The following is a 15,853-nucleotide window of genomic DNA, read 5'->3' on the forward strand; positions in this document are numbered from 1 at the left end:
TCTTCCGCGAGCTGGCTGCCGGATATCCTCTCCACGCCGGACAAGCGCACAATGACAGGCACGGCTGACGCCTGCGAGGCAGCACGCGTGCAATGGCTGCCGATGATTGCCGCCATCGCGGCGATCAGCGCCGTCGGCATCGCCATCGGGCTCGGCATGCCGCTTCTTTCCATCATTCTGGAAACGCGCGGTCATTCTGCCTCCATGATCGGGCTGAACACCGCGATAGCAGGAATTGCCTCCATCGCGGCCGCGCCGATGGCCACGCCGCTCGCCACGAGATTCGGCGTGGCATGGACCATGCTCGCCATGATCGTGACCGGAGCGCTGGCCTTCGTGGGATTCTACTTCGCTCCCGCTTTCTGGATGTGGTTTCCGCTGCGCGCCGCGCTGCATCTGTCACTGACGGTGCTCTTCATCCTTTCGGAATTCTGGATCAGCGCATCGGCCCCTCCGCATCGGCGCGGCCTGGTTCTGGGCATCTACGCCACGGTGCTGTCGCTCGGGTTTGCGGCCGGCCCCTGGCTGTTCTCCAGGCTTGGAAGCTCCGGTTTCATGCCATTCGGCGTCACCGTCGCACTGGTCGCGCTGGCGGCCATCCCGATCATTGCCGCGCGCAAGGAAAGCCCCCCGATCCACACGGACGGAGAAACGAAAACCGGCTTCCTGCGCTATATCTGGCTGGTGCCGACAGCCACCGCTGCCGTCCTCGTGTTCGGCGCGGTGGAGACCGGCGGTTTCGCGCTCTTCCCGGTCTATGGCAACAGGATCGGCTATTCCGAAGCGGATGCGGCGCTGCTCCTGACCATGATCGGCCTTGGCAACGTCATGATGCAAATTCCCATCGGCATGATCAGCGACAAGGTTTCCGACCGCCGCTATCTGCTGCTCCTTTGCGCAAGCGTCGGACTGGTCGGCACGGCCTTCATGCCGCTGTTCGCCCAGAACTGGCATCTGATGGCCGGCCTGCTGTTCCTGTGGGGCGGCGTGGTGGCGGCGCTCTACACTGTGGGGCTCGCCCATCTGGGCTCCCAGCTTTCAGGCCATGAGCTGGCCTCCGCCAACGCCGCATTCGTGCTGTGCTACGGCATCGGCATGGTCATCGGCCCGCAGGCAGTCGGCATCGGCATGGACCTGTTCGGCCCGCCGGGCTTCGGCTGGTCGCTGGCCGTGTTCTTCGGCGGCTATATGGTGCTCTCCATCGGCCGGCTGCTGATCCGCTCCACCCGCTGACCGATTCGGACATCGCGGCATGAGGCATGGCGTCAACGGATGCGGCGGCACCTTGCTGAGAAGTTCCCAGCACAAAACTGCCGGTGCATCGCGGGCGACATGACGCCCAATGATGGCCCGCCGGGGTTGCGTTCCGGCCGTTTTCCTATATAGACGCCCTCAATCTGCCGGTCCCGATTGGGGGCTGAACGGAGGGCCGTGGGTTTTTCGAAGCCTTCGACAGGAAGCCGAAAGCGCTTCTGCCTCCCGTGTCTCCGCTCTCGACCGTCTCGTTCATGCTCCTTTCTTCCTCGCCCCCTTACCGGGAAATCGGCGGGTCAAGAGAAGTTGCAGAGGCTTTAGCCGTCGGGAACCGGGAGAGAAACGAAGAAAGGCAAGACAATGGCTCTTTACGAACATGTGTTTCTTGCCCGGCAGGATCTGTCGCAGCAGCAGGTCGATGAGCTCGTTGAACGTTTCAAGGGCATCATCTCCGAAGGCGGCGGCTCGGTTGGCCGGGTCGAGAACTGGGGACTGAAGTCCCTCACCTACCGGATCAAGAAGAACCGGAAGGCTTACTACACGCTGATGGACCTCACCTGCCCGCCCCCGGCTCTCAACGAGCTGGAGCGCCAGATGGGCCTGTCGGAAGACATCCTGCGCTTCATGACCATCAAGGTCGAGCAGCACGAGGAAGGCGCGTCGGCCATGATGCAGAAGCGCGAGGAGCGCTCCGAGCGTGGCAATTTCGGTGACCGTCCGCGCTTCGGCGACCGTGATCGTGGCGATCGCGGTGGCGACCGCGACCGTGGTGATCGGGGCCCGCGCCGTCCGCGCGAAGGCGAAGGAGAGTAATCGATGGTCGACATCAACCAGATCCCGACCCGGCGCCCGTTCCATCGTCGCCGCAAGACCTGCCCGTTCTCCGGCGCCAACGCCCCGAAGATCGACTACAAGGACGTGCGTCTGCTGCAGCGCTACATTTCCGAGCGCGGCAAGATCGTGCCATCGCGCATCACCGCCGTCAGCCAGAAGAAGCAGCGCGAGCTCGCCAAGGCGATCAAGCGCGCCCGCTTCCTCGGCCTGCTGCCCTATCTGGTGCGCTAGAATTTCCGGAGCGGGCGGCTTGCCGTCCGCTCCGCCCAGCCGTGACGGGCACGGTTGAGGATACATGCAAATCCCGGGTTGGGGTCGCTTCATCGTCCCCTAACTGCCTCGGACGGGCAGGACAGCGAACAGGGCGCACCGCGCCATCGACCTTTCCTGACTGTCCCTTTCGCATTGGCCCTATAAGCCAACCCAAGGTCTGAAAGGACAAGAACATGGAAGTCATCCTTCTCGAACGCATCGCGCGCCTCGGCCAGATGGGCGACACCGTCAAGGTCAAGGACGGTTTCGCGCGCAATTTCCTGCTGCCCAAGGGCAAGGCGCTGCGCGCCAACGAAGCCAACAAGAAGAAGTTCGAAGGCCAGCGCGCCCAGCTCGAGGCCCGCAACCTCGAGCGCAAGTCCGAAGCCGAGGCCGTTGCCGAGAAGCTCGACGGCACCACCTTCATCGTCGTCCGTTCGGCGGGTGAAACCGGCCAGCTCTACGGTTCGGTTTCGACCCGCGACATCGCCGACATTCTTTCGGAAGAAGGCTTCAGCGTGGCCCGCAACCAGGTCGAGCTCAACCACCCGATCAAGACCATCGGCCTCACCAACATCGCGATCGCGCTGCACCCCGAGGTGGAAGTCACGATCACGCTGAACATCGCCCGCTCGACCGATGAGGCCGAGCGTCAGGCCCGCGGCGAAATGCTCACCACCGCCGAGGCCATCTATGGCGAAGACATCAACGAGAACGCTCGCCCGGACAATTTCTTCGATCCCAATGCAGAGTTCGAAGAGGGCGAGGAAGAAGCGTAAGTTTCGCGCTTCCCCTGCGTACTGGACCAAGAACCCGGGCTCTGCCCGGGTTTTTTTATGCCAGCATGGAACTTTTCAAACGGGTCCCGTTTCTGCAAGATTGCACATCAGTGCTGTCCTGGACCGTTTCACCGTTCCACGTTAGCGATGAAGCCGTCCGACTCTTTGGCAGAGAGCGCCCCTGTGCCGTTTCCGGCACCCGGGAATTTGCGCAGGAAGAGGTTGGCGATGAATATTTTGCTGCAACGGATTATCGATAAAGTCGTCCACACCGGCAATTTGACGGTGACCGGACCAAATGGTGCCACACGCACTTTCGGTGACGGAACCGGCGACAGGGTTCATATCGTGATCCATACCAGACGGGCGGAGCGCGCCATCGCCCTGCATCCCTCGCTGGCCATTCCGGAAGCTTTCATGGAACAGGAGCTCGACTTCGCCGAAGGCGACGTTCTCGGCTTCCTGCATCTGGTCTACCGGAACATGGGCATTTCCTGGACCGACTCGAACTGGGGCAAGCTGCTCAATACGGCACGCCTCGCCTTCCGGCCGTTGCAGCAACTGAATACGCACCGCCGCTCGAAGAAGAATGTCGAGCATCATTACGATCTGTCGGGCGAACTTTACAAACTCTTCCTCGACGACGACATGCAATATTCCTGCGCCTATTTCGAGCGGCCCGACATGACGCTGGATGAGGCTCAACTCGCCAAGAAGCGGCACATCGCCTCCAAGCTGCGCATCAAGCCCGGCCAGACCGTGCTCGACATCGGCTGCGGCTGGGGCGGAATGGGCCTCTACATCGCCCGCACCTTCGAGGCGGATGTGCTGGGCGTGACCCTTTCCAGCGAGCAGCATCAGGTGGCAACCGAGCGGGCGCAGGCCGAGGGCCTCGACCGGCATGTTCATTTCGAGATTCGCGATTATCGCGACCTGTCGGAACGCTTCGACCGCATCGTGTCGGTCGGCATGTTCGAGCATGTCGGGATCAACCAGTACCAGACCTTCTTCGACAAATGCGCCACCCTGCTGAAACCCGACGGCGTGATGCTTCTGCACACCATCGGCCGCACCGCACCGCCGACCACCACCAACGCCTTCATCCGCAAGCACATCTTCCCTGGCGGCTACATCCCCGCATTGTCCGAGATCATGCCGGCGATCGAGAAGTCGGGGCTTGCGATCACCGACATCGAAATCCTGCGGCTTCATTATGCGGACACGCTCAGGCACTGGCGCGAGCGGTTCCTTGCCAACCGCGACAAGGTTAAGGCGATCTACGACGAACGCTTCTGCCGCATGTGGGAGTTCTACCTGTCGGGCTCGGAAGCTTCGTTCCGCTGGCAGGACCTGGTCAATTTCCAGATCCAGCTCACCCGCGAGAACGACGCGCTGCCGATCACCCGCGACTACATCTCCAAATGCGAAAAAGCGCTGGAGATGCACGAAAGGGCGCATGGCAAGGAAGTGGCCGGGGACCGGCCGGAGCCAGTGAACGCGCCGCGGCCTCGCAACCGGAAAATCGCCGGGAAGCCGTGAGGCATGTGCATGCCGTTCGCTTCAGGACCGGGAATAGCAGGAAAGCTTAAATCGGCACGTCATTCCCGGACTAGAAATGAGCGAAGCGGATGGGGAGCGCCGGCAATCCATCTCACCACATCGGCGGACCGTTCGAGGGCTTCGGATCGCGCCATCGAAGATCGGGCTTGCCAACCTTCCTGCGCACGGTGAATAAGGCCCTTTCCCGCCCGCAGGAAACGGAAATGGTCTACCTGATCTACGCTGCCGCCGCGCTTGCCGAGATTGCCGGCTGCTTCGCCTTCTGGGCATGGTGGCGGCTCGGCAAATCGGCGCTGTGGCTGGTGCCGGGCGTGGCTTCGCTCATGCTGTTCGCATGGCTTCTGGCACAGGTGGACAGCGCCGCGGCCGGACGCACCTATGCCGCCTATGGCGGCATCTACATCGCCGCCTCTCTCTGCTGGCTATGGTTCGCGGAGGGCCTGCGCCCCGACAAGTGGGACATCGCCGGAGCCGTCGTCTGCGTTGCAGGCGCCTCGCTCATCCTGCTCGGACCGCGCGGAGCCTGAAGGTGCAATTGCCTCCGGCCTTGCGCGCAGCGGTCGACGCGCTGCTTGAGGACACGCCTGTCGCGGCGCTGAAGCAGGCCGCGCGGACGCTTTCGGAGCGCTACCGGGCGGAACTGCGCGACGGGCGCCTGCATATGTCGGAAGAACTGGCGGTGAAGGCCTATCTGGCCACGCGCCTTCCCGCCACCTTTGCAGCGGCACGCGCCAGCCTTGAGGCAGTCGCCGAGGCAAGGCCGGGCTGGTCGCCGCAGACGCTGCTCGATATCGGCGCGGGCCCCGGAACATTATTGTGGGCGGCAGCCGATACCTGGCCGGACCTTGGCCATGCCACCCTTCTCGAAGCCAGCGTGCCGGCGCGCCATGCAGGCCAGCATCTTGCCGGCCATCTCGCTCTCGAAAGCGACTGGATAGGCGGCGACGCGACGACGGACCTGCCCGGCCTGCCGCAGGCCGATCTCGTCACCTGCGCCTATGTGCTCGACGAACTGGAGCCCGCCGCCCTTGCGGCGCTGGTCGACCGGCTCTGGGCACTGGCCGCCGACACGCTCCTGATCGTCGAGCCCGGCACGCCGGCCGGCTGGCGGCGCATCCTTGCCTGCCGCGCCCGACTGATCGAAGCCGGCGCGCATGTGCTGGCGCCCTGCCCTCATGCCGCGCCCTGCCCGCTCGCGGAGCCGGACTGGTGCCATTTCTCGCGCCGCCTCGCGCGTTCGCGCATCCATCGCCTCGTAAAGGATGCCGACGTGCCGTGGGAGGACGAGAAATTCGCCTACATTGCCGTATCGCGCAGATCGCCCGCAGATGAACGGCCGCAAATGCGTGTGCTCGCCCCGCCGAGAGGTGGCTCCGGCAAGGTGGAGCTGAAATTGTGCCACCCCGATGGCAGCGCCTGCGCACGGCTTTTCACCAGGCGCGACGGCGATATGTTCAAAAGGGCAAAACGCCTGGACTGGGGCGATGCCCTCGCCGAATAGCGCACGGCTTGTTCTTGATATGTTCAAGCGCCATTGCTAGGATTCGGCAGCGTTCCGGAGTCAACCTGATTCTGCCCGAAACCGGCCCTGCCCCGTCATACTTCTGTGGATGGTGCGTATTGGCTGTGGATCATGTGCGCAGCAGGCAGATTGTGGGGAACAGATCGACTCAGGCGATCCTTCGTCTGCTAACCACAGGCATCGGCAACCCGAGGGAATCATGGCAGAGGCAGCACGCAAACTGGCAACAGCGGAAACGCCGCTCTACCGCGAGGCGCCCAACAATATCGAGGCCGAGCAGGCGCTGCTGGGCGCCATGTTGGTCAACAACGATTCGTTCTACCGCGTCTCCGACTTCCTCAAGGCCACTCATTTCTACGAACCCCTGCACCGCAAGATCTTCGAGGTCGCCTCGGAGCTCATCCGCATGGGCAAGATGGCCAATCCGGTGACCATGAAGACCTTCCTGCCCGCCGAGGAGAAGGTAGGCGACATGACGGTGGTGCAGTACCTCGCCCGGCTGGCGGCGGAGGCGGTCACCGTCATCAATGCCGCCGACTATGGCCGCGCCATCTACGACCTCGCCACGCGCCGGGCGCTGATCACGGTCGGCGAGGACATGGTCAACATCGCCTATGACGCGCCCGTCGACATGTCGCCGTCCGAGCAGATCGAGGATGCCGAGCGGCGGCTGTTCGAGCTGGCCGAGACCGGCCGCTACGACGGCGGGTTCGAGAGCTTCTCCGACGCCATCAAGACCGCCGTGGACATGGCCAATGCCGCCTATATGCGCGACGGCGGCCTTTCAGGCATCGCCACCGGCCTGCGCGACCTCGACAAGCGAATGGGCGGCTTGCAGGCTTCCGACCTTATCGTGCTGGCGGGGCGTCCCGGCATGGGCAAGACCTCGCTCGCGACAAACATCGCCTTCAATATCGCTGAAGCCTATCAGCCGGCCCAGCAGGCGGACGGCTCGTTCAAGGCCGCGAATGGCGGCGTGGTCGGCTTCTTCTCGCTCGAAATGTCGTCGGAGCAGCTCGCCACCCGTATCATTTCCGAGCAGACGGAAATCTCCTCCTCCAAGATCCGGCGCGGCGAGATTTCGGAAATGGACTTCGAGAAGCTGGTGGCCTGTTCGCAGACCATGCAGAAGATTCCGCTGTTCATCGACCAGACGGGCGGTATCTCCATCGCCCAGCTTGCGGCACGCGCCCGGCGGCTGAAGCGCCAGCGCGGCCTCGATGTCATCGTCATCGACTATATCCAGCTCATGCAGGGCTCTTCCGCAAAGGCCAGCCAGGGCCGCGTGCAGGAGGTGACCGAGATCACCACCGGCCTGAAGGCGCTGGCCAAGGAGCTCGGCGTGCCGATCATCGCGCTCTCCCAGCTCTCGCGTCAGGTGGAAAGCCGCGATGACAAGCGCCCGCAGCTTTCCGACCTGCGCGAGTCGGGCTCCATCGAGCAGGACGCCGACGTGGTGCTGTTCGTCTATCGCGAGGAATATTACCTCAAGAACAAGGAACCCAAGCTCGGCACCGAAGACCACATCAAGTGGGAAAACGATATGAACGAGGCGCGCGGCAAGGCCGAGGTGATCGTCGCCAAGCAGCGTCACGGCCCCACGGGCACCGTGCAGCTCGGCTTCCAGGGCGAGTTCACGCGCTTCTTCGACCTCGCCGAAGACAGCCACCTGCCGGAGAGGTTCGAGTAGGGTTTTGGCACATTCCCTGAACTTTGATGGCGGGTGCCTCACGCTCCCCCATACGGGAGCATAGGATGGCGAAAGCGCCGCGCACCCAGTTCATCTGCCAGAATTGCGGCGCCGTGCACCAGCGCTGGGCCGGCAAATGCGATTCCTGCGGCGAGTGGAACACGCTCATCGAGGAAGGCACGGCCGGCGGCATCGGTGCAGGCCCCGCTTCGCTGCGCAGCGTGCGCAAGGGCCGCGCCGTCGCGCTCACCTCGCTGGCTGGCGACATCGAGGATGCGCCGCGCATCGTCTCGGGCATCGGCGAACTCGACCGCGCCACCGGCGGCGGCTTCGTGCGGGGTTCCGCCCTGCTCGTGGGCGGCGATCCCGGCATAGGAAAATCCACGCTTCTGACACAGGCTGCGGCCGCGCTCGCAAGACAGGGACACCGCATCGTCTATGTGTCCGGAGAGGAAGCGGTCGCGCAGATCAGGCTGCGGGCGCAGCGGCTGGGCGTCGCGCACACCCCCGTCGAACTCGCGGCGGAAACGAATGTGGAGGATATCCTCGCCACCATCGCCGACGGCAAGCGGCCCGACCTCGTCATCCTCGATTCGATCCAGACGCTGTGGACCGACCTTGCCGATTCCGCGCCCGGGACGGTGACGCAGGTGCGCGCGTCCGCGCAGGCGATGATCCGTTACGCCAAGTCAACCGGGGCTGCCGTGGTTCTGGTCGGACATGTCACCAAGGAGGGCCAGATCGCCGGCCCGCGCGTGGTCGAGCACATGGTCGACGGCGTGCTTTACTTCGAAGGCGAAGGCGGTCACCACTATCGCATCCTGCGCACGGTGAAGAACCGTTTCGGCCCCACCGACGAGATCGGCGTGTTCGAGATGTCGGACAAGGGCCTTCGCGAGGTGGACAATCCATCGGAGCTGTTTCTCGGGGAGCGCCATGCCAAGGCGCCGGGAGCCGCCGTGTTCGCCGGCATGGAGGGCACGCGCCCGGTTCTGGTGGAGATACAGGCGCTCGTCGCCCCCTCCCCGCTCGGCACGCCGCGCCGTGCCGTGGTCGGCTGGGACAATGCGCGTCTTTCGATGGTTCTGGCCGTCCTGGAAGCACATTGCGGCGTCCGCTTCTCGCAACATGATGTCTATCTCAACGTCGCCGGCGGCTACCGGATCACGGAACCGGGCGCGGACCTCGCCGTGGCGGCGGCTCTGGTTTCCTCCCTCACCGGTCTTGCCCTGCCGGCCGATTGCGTCTATTTCGGCGAAATCAGCCTTTCGGGGGCCATAAGGCCGGTTGCGCATGCGCAGCAGCGCCTCAAGGAAGCCGAAAAGCTGGGGTTCGCAAGAGCGGTTCTTCCGTTGGCGGGAGCCCGGAGTGGCGAGGAGATTTCCGGCGGGACGGGTGCCGGACATTTCCGGCCTGCCGAACTTGCCGACCTCGTGGCACGCATAGCCGGCTCGCGCCGCAGCCGTGCCCCGGACGACGAATGACACTGCTCATGAAGTGGGGCGAAGACCATGCCGATTACGCTGCTTGACGGAATCCTCGTCGGCTTCACCCTTGTCTCCGCGATGCTCGCCATGGTGCGGGGTTTCTCGCGCGAGGTTCTGTCGATCGCCTCCTGGGCGGCTTCGGCAGCGGCAGCCTACTTCTTCTACAAGCCGGTCCTGCCTTATGTGCAGCCCTATATCGACAACGAGAAGATCGCCATGGCCGCGGCCGCGGCCATCGTGTTCGTCATCGCCCTGATCGTTGTCACCGTCATCACCATGAAGATCGCGGATTTCATCATCGATTCCCGCATCGGCGCGCTCGACCGCACGCTGGGCTTTCTCTACGGCGCGGCACGCGGCATCCTTGTGGTCGCTGTGGGCCTGCTGTTCTTCAACTGGCTGGCCGGAGATCGCGCACCGACATGGATTGCCGACGCCAAGTCGCGCCCGCTGCTGGAGTCGGTCGGGGCCAAGCTGGAAAGCCTGCTGCCCGAAGACCCGGAAAACGCCATCCTGAAACGGCTTCAGCGCGACGGCCAGTCGCCCGAGAGCACGGCACCGGCTGCACCGGGAACAGCGGTTGCCCCCGACGCGGGCCAGGACGAGGGTGCCGGCGCGCCTCCCGCAGACGACGCCAACTGATAAAAACCGTGCTCCGGGGGCGCGACGAACTTCCGCGTTGCTCCGGAACGGCCGAGGTTCTATATACCGGCTTTAGCGGAGCTTGAGCTTATGGCGGATGAACTTGGCGCACTCGTTGCCGAAGACGACGATCATTTGCATGAAGAATGCGGCGTGTTCGGCATTCTTGGCCATAAGGACGCCGCCGCGCTGACGGCTCTCGGTCTGCACGCGCTCCAGCATCGCGGTCAGGAAGCAGCGGGCATCGTATCCTATCACGACCGGCGCTTTCATTCGGAGCGGCACATGGGCCTCGTCGGCGATCATTTCACCGACGCCGCCACGCTGCACCGGCTGCCCGGTGACCGCGCCATCGGCCATGTGCGCTATTCGACGACCGGCGAGACGATCCTGCGCAACGTGCAGCCGCTGTTTGCGGAACTGGAAGTGGGCGGCATCGCCATCGCGCATAACGGCAATTTCACCAACGGCATCACGTTGCGCAAACAGCTTATCGCCTCGGGCGCCATCTTTCAGGCGACATCCGACACCGAGGTCGTGTTGCACATGATCGCGCGCTCGCGCCACTCCTCCTCCTCCGACCGCTTCGTGGACGCCATCCGGCAGGTGGAGGGCGGCTACGCCATGATCGCGCTGACCCGCACAAAGCTCATCGCCGCGCGCGATGCTGTCGGCATACGCCCGCTGGTGATGGGCGAACTCGACGGAAAGCCGATCTTCTGCTCGGAGACCTGTGCGCTCGACATCATCGGCGCGAAATATGTGCGCGACATCGAGAACGGCGAAGTGGTGATCTGCGAGATCCAGAAGGACGGCACCATCACCACCGAGGCGATAAAACCCGAAAAGCCTCAGCCCGAACGCCTGTGCCTGTTCGAATATGTCTATTTCGCGCGGCCCGATTCCGTGGTCGGCGGCCGCAGCGTCTATGTGGCGCGCAAGAACATGGGCAAGAACCTGGCTGCCGAAGCACCCGTCGAGGCCGATGTGGTGGTGCCGGTGCCGGACGGCGGCACGCCGGCGGCACTCGGTTTCGCGCAGGCGAGCGGCATCCCGTTCGAATACGGCATCATCCGCAACCATTATGTCGGCCGCACCTTCATCGAGCCGACACAGCACATCAGGGCGCTCGGCGTGAAGCTGAAACACTCCGCCAACCGCGCCATGATCGAGGGAAAGCGCGTGGTGCTGGTGGACGATTCCGTCGTGCGCGGCACGACCTCGGTCAAGATCGTGCAGATGATCCGTGACGCCGGCGCAACGGAAGTGCATCTGCGCGTGGCTAGCCCGATGATCTACCATCCGGATTTCTACGGCATCGACACGCCGGACGCGGACAAGCTGCTGGCCAACCAGCACAAGGATCTCGATTCCATGTGCCGCTATATCGGCGCGGATTCGCTGGCATTCCTTTCCATCGACGGGCTATACAAGGCTGTCGGCGGCAAGCCCCGGGACCCGCAAGCGCCCGCTTTCACCGATCACTATTTCACGGGTGAATACCCGACCCGCCTCGTCGATCAGGACGGCGAGAGCAATGTGCACACGCTGTCGCTGCTTGCCAGCAACGGCTGAATCCTTGCAGGCATCCAGAGGACAGGCATGAACATCGACCTGACGGGCCGTACGGCTGTGGTGACGGGCGCTTCGCGCGGCATCGGTTATTTTCTCGCAAGGCATCTGGCGGCCGCCGGCGCGCATGTAATCGCGGTGGCGCGCACGGTGGGCGGGCTTGAGGAACTCGACGACGAGATCAAGGCCGAAAGGGCGCGCACCGGCAAGGGCGAAGCCACGCTGGTGCCCCTCGATCTGACCGACATGGAAGGCATCGACCGCCTCGGCGGCGCGATCCACGAGCGCTGGGGCAAGCTCGACATACTGGTCGCCAATGCCGGGGTGCTGGGGGTGATCGCCCCGCTCGGCCATGTCGAGGCCAAGGTGTTCGACAAGGTGATGACCGTCAATGTCACCTCGACATGGCGGCTGATCCGCTCTGTCGACCCGCTGCTGCGCCAGTCGGATGCCGGCCGGGCCATCGTTTTGTCTTCAGGTGCAGCTCATTCCGCGCGCGCCTTCTGGGGGCCTTATGCCGCTTCCAAGGCTGCTGTCGAGGCTATGGTGCGGTCATGGGCAGATGAATCCCGCAATTATCCGCTGCGCATCAATGCGGTCGACCCCGGCGCGACCCGCACCGCCATGCGCGCGCTCGCCGTTCCCGGGGAAGATCCCAATTCGCTGCCGCATCCTTCCGAGATCGCCGCCCGCATCGTGGGGCTGGCCAGCCCGGAGCTGACACGGACCGGCGAGATCTATCAGGCACGGCATGACCGCTGGGTGTCCTACCGGATGCCGGAATAGGCTGTTTTTCACACGAAGTCGTGACTGGCCGGCCCTTTGGCGGCCTCATATCGTTTTCCGGCACCAATCCCATCTTCAAGCCGGAGGACACCATCATGCGTAAATTCCTGCTTATGGCCGCCCTGACCCTCGCCACCGGCGGCACGGCGCTGGCACAGGACAATTCGATGAGCTTCTTCGTCACCAGCCAGGGGTCCGGCAAGGGCGCCGACCTGGGTGGTCTCGACGGAGCCGACGCGCATTGCGCCTCGCTCGCCGAAGCGGCTGGCGTCAGCGGCAAAACGTGGCGCGCCTACCTTTCGACCGGCGACACGGATGCACGCGACCGCATCGGCGCAGGCCCATGGCTCAACGCCAAGGGCGAGAAGATCGCCGATGATGTCGCCTCCCTGCATGGCGAGGGCAACAACATCACCAAGCAGACGGCGCTGAACGAGAAGGGCGAGGTCATCAACGGTCGCGGCGACAGCCCCAACCGCCATGACATCCTCACCGGCTCGAACCCGGACGGCACGAAAGCCGAGGGCAGGACCTGCGGCGACTGGACGATGAGCGGGGCCGAGGGCGAAGCGATCGTCGGCCATTCCGACCGCATGGGGCTCGACGAATCGGACGCAGCAAAGTCGTGGAACTCCTCGCACGCCTCGCGCGGCGGATGCAGCCAGGAAGCCTTGCAGGGAACCGGCGGCGACGGCCTGTTCTATTGCTTCGCGGCCAACTGAAGCGCTCCGTAAGGGCTGCGCCGGAGAAAAGGCGCATCACCTGCAACACGGAAACAGCACCTATCCTCGGGAAAGCCGGCCGGAAGGCCGGCTTTTTCGCGGTCGGCCCGCGCGCCTGCGCCGTGGAAATTCCGCCCGCCATGTTGACGGGGACAGGCGTTCCGTTAACTTCCGGGCGTAATCGGCCCGTAGATTTTTTTTGAACACAACGGCGGGAGCAACCACCGCATGGCCTTGATCCTCGCGCTATTGGCCGCCATTGCCTTTGTGTGGTGCCTGACCGCCATTGTCGAGAAGGTGCGGCTTGGCCTGAGTTCCGCACAAGCCATTCTCTATGCGCCCTTCAAGCTGTTCTACCGCATCTCCGACTCCCGAATCGGCATCGCTCGCGGAACTCAGGCCCCCGTCGTCTATGTCGTGACCCACCAGTCGCGGATCGACCCGGCGCTGATGCTGTCCTTGTTGCCGGATGAAACGCTGCACATTCTGGACGAGGCTTCGGCAAAATCGCTATGGCTGGAGCCGTGGCGCGAACTCGCCCGCACCATAACGTTCAATGCCGAGCATGTTTTCGTGTCGCGCCGGCTGGTGCGCGTGCTCAGGGGCAAGGGAAGGCTGGCAGTCTATATGCCTGCGGCTGTCGAACCGGATATGCGCTCATTCCGGCTTTATCGCGCCGTCATCCGCATCGCCATGCAGGCGGACGCCCGCATCGTGCCGGTCTTCATTGGCGGCGCACAGGCGCTTCCCTTCCAGGCATCCGGCAAGCCCCCCGCCCTGCGGCGCTGGTTCCCCCGGCTCAACATCTCGGTTCTCGAACCGATGACCGCGCGGGAACTGGTAGCGCGCAACGGCAGCCCTGCCACCAGAAACGCACACGCATTGTTCGACCGAATGGCCGAGGCCCGGCTGGCGGCGACCAGCCCCGACCTCACCCTGTTCCAGGCCGTACGCGATGCAGCGGAGCATTTCGGCCCCGGACATCTTGTTCTGGAAGATGCCACCGGCAACAGGCTGAGCTATCGAAAATTGCTGACCGGCGCCCGCATTCTCGGCACGCGCTTCACGAAGCTCACAAACCCGGGCGACTCGGTCGGCGTGATGCTGCCGAACAGCAGCGCGGCCGTTCTTGCCCTGCTTGGTCTGGCCTCCGCCGGCCGGGTATCCGCGCTGGTCAACTACACCGCCGGTCCGGCAAATGTGGAAGCTGCGATGCGCACCGCCGTCGTCCAGATCGTCATCTCCTCGCGCGCGTTCGTGGAGAAGGCAAAGCTCGACGATGTCGTTCAGGCGGTCGAATCCGCAGGCGCAAAACTGGTTTGGCTGGAGGATTTGCAAACCGGCGTGACCGGGATCGACAAGTTCCGTGCAGCTCTGCTGTGGCGCTATCCGGTTTACCGGAACAACGCGTGCGTTCCGGCGGTTATCCTGTTCACGTCCGGCTCGGAAGGTCTGCCGAAAGCGGTCGTCCTGTCGCATCGGAACCTGATCGTGAATGCCATGCAGGGTGAGGCCCGGGTCACCGTTTCCTGTCGCGACATCGCGCTCAACATATTGCCGATGTTCCATTCCTTCGGCCTGACGGCGGGCACGCTGCTGCCGCTGATCAACGGAATGAAGCTGTTCCTCTATCCATCCCCGCTGCACTACAAGCTCATTCCGCAGGTTGCCCGCCGCCTGAAGCCGACCGCGATGTTCGGCACCGACACTTTCCTTGCGCAATATGCGCGCACGGCCTCCGAAGGCGATTTTTCCAGCCTGCGCTTCGTGGTCGCGGGCGCGGAAGCCGTGAAGGCGGAAACCCGCCGTGCCTGGAGCGAACGTTTCGGTACCATGATCCTGGAAGGTTACGGCCTCACCGAAGCCGCCCCGGTGGTCGCGGTCAACACGGCCATCCACAATCGCGAAGGCACCGTCGGCCGGGTCCTGCCCGCCATGCGCATGCGTATCGAACCGGTCGAAGGCGTTCCGGAAGGCGGACGCCTGTTCCTGACCGGCCCCAATGTCATGATGGGTTACATGACCGCAGACCGCCCGGGAGAACTCCGGCCGCTTGCGGATGGCTGGCAGGACACCGGCGACGTCGTCAAGGTCGACAATGAGGGCTTCATCACCATTACCGGACGCGCGGCGCGTTTCGCCAAGATTGCAGGCGAGATGGTGTCGCTGGGCGCCGTCGAAATGCTGGTGCAGTCTCTGTGGCCCGAAGAGAGCCACGCGATCGTCTCCGTGCCGGATCGCAGACGCGGCGAGCGCATCGTGCTCGTCACCACCGCCACACAGGCGAATGCGGCAAGCCTGCGAAAACTCGGCAAGCAGGCAGGCATCGCCGAGCTCGCGGTGCCGGGAGACATCGTCAAGGTGACGGAAATCCCGGTTCTCGGCTCCGGCAAGACGGATTACAGGGCCACCCGAGATCTGGTCATCGAGCGGCTCAGCGCCGGAAGCGCGGCCTAGATCATTTAATCGTTTCACGGAATTGATGAAATGATCTAACTATTTGTTTATACTGCATTTGTGCGACGCCAAATGTTTCCATTTGGCTGCAAATGCTCTAGAGCGTTTCACGTTTTGACGGAAGCGTAGCCTGCGTTTTGGAAATAGTTGTTGCATTCGGCTGCCTCGATGGTTTCGACGAGGTGGCCGACGTGGCGCCAGGTGTCCTCGACGGTGCGCTTCTGAGCTTGTCGCATCCAGTGTTTGATCTTGGCGAAGGCCTGTTCGATTGGATTGAGGTCGGGAGAGTAGGGCGG

Annotated in this window: 15 protein-coding genes; 14 read left to right on the forward strand and 1 reads right to left on the reverse strand. The window is 63.9% G+C overall.

From position 1 onward, the window contains the following. Positions 1 to 51: 51 nt before the first annotated feature. The 14 genes from DES43_RS17830 to DES43_RS17895 all read left to right on the forward strand — a co-directional run bounded on the left by DES43_RS17830 (position 52) and on the right by DES43_RS17895 (position 15,557). Positions 52 to 1,233, forward strand: a complete 1,182-nt coding sequence (locus DES43_RS17830; protein WP_035025632.1) for an MFS transporter — start codon at positions 52 to 54, stop codon at positions 1,231 to 1,233. Positions 1,234 to 1,614: 381 nt separating this feature from the next. After that, positions 1,615 to 2,067 carry a 30S ribosomal protein S6 gene (gene rpsF, locus DES43_RS17835; RefSeq protein WP_035025634.1) on the forward strand — a complete coding sequence of 151 codons (453 nt, stop codon included), beginning with the start codon at positions 1,615 to 1,617 and terminating at the stop codon, positions 2,065 to 2,067. 3 nt (positions 2,068 to 2,070) lie between these two features. Continuing rightward, positions 2,071 to 2,319 (forward strand): 30S ribosomal protein S18, encoded by a 249-nt coding sequence (gene rpsR, locus DES43_RS17840; RefSeq protein ID WP_035025637.1) that lies wholly within the window; start codon positions 2,071 to 2,073, stop codon positions 2,317 to 2,319. Between the two features lie 215 nt (positions 2,320 to 2,534). Further along, a complete protein-coding gene (gene rplI / locus DES43_RS17845; protein WP_035025639.1) occupies positions 2,535 to 3,119 on the forward strand; it encodes a 50S ribosomal protein L9 in 585 nt (194 codons plus the stop codon). Between the two features lie 228 nt (positions 3,120 to 3,347). Further along, a complete protein-coding gene (locus DES43_RS17850; protein ID WP_035025642.1) occupies positions 3,348 to 4,658 on the forward strand; it encodes a cyclopropane fatty acid synthase in 1,311 nt (436 codons plus the stop codon). Positions 4,659 to 4,882: 224 nt separating this feature from the next. Next, entirely contained in the window at positions 4,883 to 5,206 is a 324-nt protein-coding gene (locus tag DES43_RS17855; RefSeq protein WP_035025644.1) for a YnfA family protein, read from the forward strand. 2 nt (positions 5,207 to 5,208) lie between these two features. Next, entirely contained in the window at positions 5,209 to 6,180 is a 972-nt protein-coding gene (locus DES43_RS17860; protein WP_035025646.1) for a small ribosomal subunit Rsm22 family protein, read from the forward strand. Positions 6,181 to 6,400: 220 nt separating this feature from the next. Next, positions 6,401 to 7,891, forward strand: coding sequence for a replicative DNA helicase (locus tag DES43_RS17865; protein ID WP_035025649.1), 1,491 nt, complete (start codon positions 6,401 to 6,403; stop codon positions 7,889 to 7,891). Between the two features lie 65 nt (positions 7,892 to 7,956). After that, entirely contained in the window at positions 7,957 to 9,375 is a 1,419-nt protein-coding gene (gene radA, locus DES43_RS17870; RefSeq protein ID WP_133675894.1) for a DNA repair protein RadA, read from the forward strand. A 27-nt stretch (positions 9,376 to 9,402) separates the two neighbouring features. Continuing rightward, a complete protein-coding gene (locus DES43_RS17875; protein WP_035025654.1) occupies positions 9,403 to 10,020 on the forward strand; it encodes a CvpA family protein in 618 nt (205 codons plus the stop codon). A gap of 90 nt (positions 10,021 to 10,110) precedes the next feature. Continuing rightward, entirely contained in the window at positions 10,111 to 11,595 is a 1,485-nt protein-coding gene (purF, locus tag DES43_RS17880; protein ID WP_035025657.1) for an amidophosphoribosyltransferase, read from the forward strand. Between the two features lie 27 nt (positions 11,596 to 11,622). Continuing rightward, positions 11,623 to 12,378, forward strand: coding sequence for an SDR family NAD(P)-dependent oxidoreductase (locus DES43_RS17885; RefSeq protein ID WP_035025660.1), 756 nt, complete (start codon positions 11,623 to 11,625; stop codon positions 12,376 to 12,378). A gap of 95 nt (positions 12,379 to 12,473) precedes the next feature. Next, complete coding sequence (locus tag DES43_RS17890) at positions 12,474 to 13,100, forward strand: hypothetical protein (RefSeq protein WP_035025711.1); 627 nt, start codon at positions 12,474 to 12,476, stop codon at positions 13,098 to 13,100. 228 nt (positions 13,101 to 13,328) lie between these two features. Then, positions 13,329 to 15,557: an AMP-binding protein gene (locus tag DES43_RS17895; protein ID WP_035025663.1), complete on the forward strand. Its 2,229-nt coding sequence runs from the start codon at positions 13,329 to 13,331 to the stop codon at positions 15,555 to 15,557. A gap of 107 nt (positions 15,558 to 15,664) precedes the next feature. Here the strand turns inward: DES43_RS17895 and DES43_RS17900 are convergent. Then, positions 15,665 to 15,853, reverse strand: a 189-nt coding sequence (locus DES43_RS17900; protein ID WP_133675896.1) for a transposase, incomplete at its 5' end; no start/stop codon positions are given.

This window comes from Aquamicrobium defluvii, assembly GCF_004363725.1.
GTDB classification, from domain to species: domain Bacteria; phylum Pseudomonadota; class Alphaproteobacteria; order Rhizobiales; family Rhizobiaceae; genus Mesorhizobium; species Mesorhizobium defluvii.

What these genes read in the sequence shown, in the direction of transcription:
- DES43_RS17830 (WP_035025632.1), top strand. Translation starts at nt 52, where the DNA reads ATGACAGGCACGGCTGACGCCTGCGAGGCAGCACGCGTGCAATGGCTG.
- rpsF (WP_035025634.1), top strand. Translation starts at nt 1,615, where the DNA reads ATGGCTCTTTACGAACATGTGTTTCTTGCCCGGCAGGATCTGTCGCAG.
- rpsR (WP_035025637.1), top strand. Translation starts at nt 2,071, where the DNA reads ATGGTCGACATCAACCAGATCCCGACCCGGCGCCCGTTCCATCGTCGC.
- rplI (WP_035025639.1), top strand. Translation starts at nt 2,535, where the DNA reads ATGGAAGTCATCCTTCTCGAACGCATCGCGCGCCTCGGCCAGATGGGC.
- DES43_RS17850 (WP_035025642.1), top strand. Translation starts at nt 3,348, where the DNA reads ATGAATATTTTGCTGCAACGGATTATCGATAAAGTCGTCCACACCGGC.
- DES43_RS17855 (WP_035025644.1), top strand. Translation starts at nt 4,883, where the DNA reads ATGGTCTACCTGATCTACGCTGCCGCCGCGCTTGCCGAGATTGCCGGC.
- DES43_RS17865 (WP_035025649.1), top strand. Translation starts at nt 6,401, where the DNA reads ATGGCAGAGGCAGCACGCAAACTGGCAACAGCGGAAACGCCGCTCTAC.
- radA (WP_133675894.1), top strand. Translation starts at nt 7,957, where the DNA reads ATGGCGAAAGCGCCGCGCACCCAGTTCATCTGCCAGAATTGCGGCGCC.
- DES43_RS17875 (WP_035025654.1), top strand. Translation starts at nt 9,403, where the DNA reads ATGCCGATTACGCTGCTTGACGGAATCCTCGTCGGCTTCACCCTTGTC.
- purF (WP_035025657.1), top strand. Translation starts at nt 10,111, where the DNA reads ATGGCGGATGAACTTGGCGCACTCGTTGCCGAAGACGACGATCATTTG.
- DES43_RS17885 (WP_035025660.1), top strand. Translation starts at nt 11,623, where the DNA reads ATGAACATCGACCTGACGGGCCGTACGGCTGTGGTGACGGGCGCTTCG.
- DES43_RS17890 (WP_035025711.1), top strand. Translation starts at nt 12,474, where the DNA reads ATGCGTAAATTCCTGCTTATGGCCGCCCTGACCCTCGCCACCGGCGGC.
- DES43_RS17895 (WP_035025663.1), top strand. Translation starts at nt 13,329, where the DNA reads ATGGCCTTGATCCTCGCGCTATTGGCCGCCATTGCCTTTGTGTGGTGC.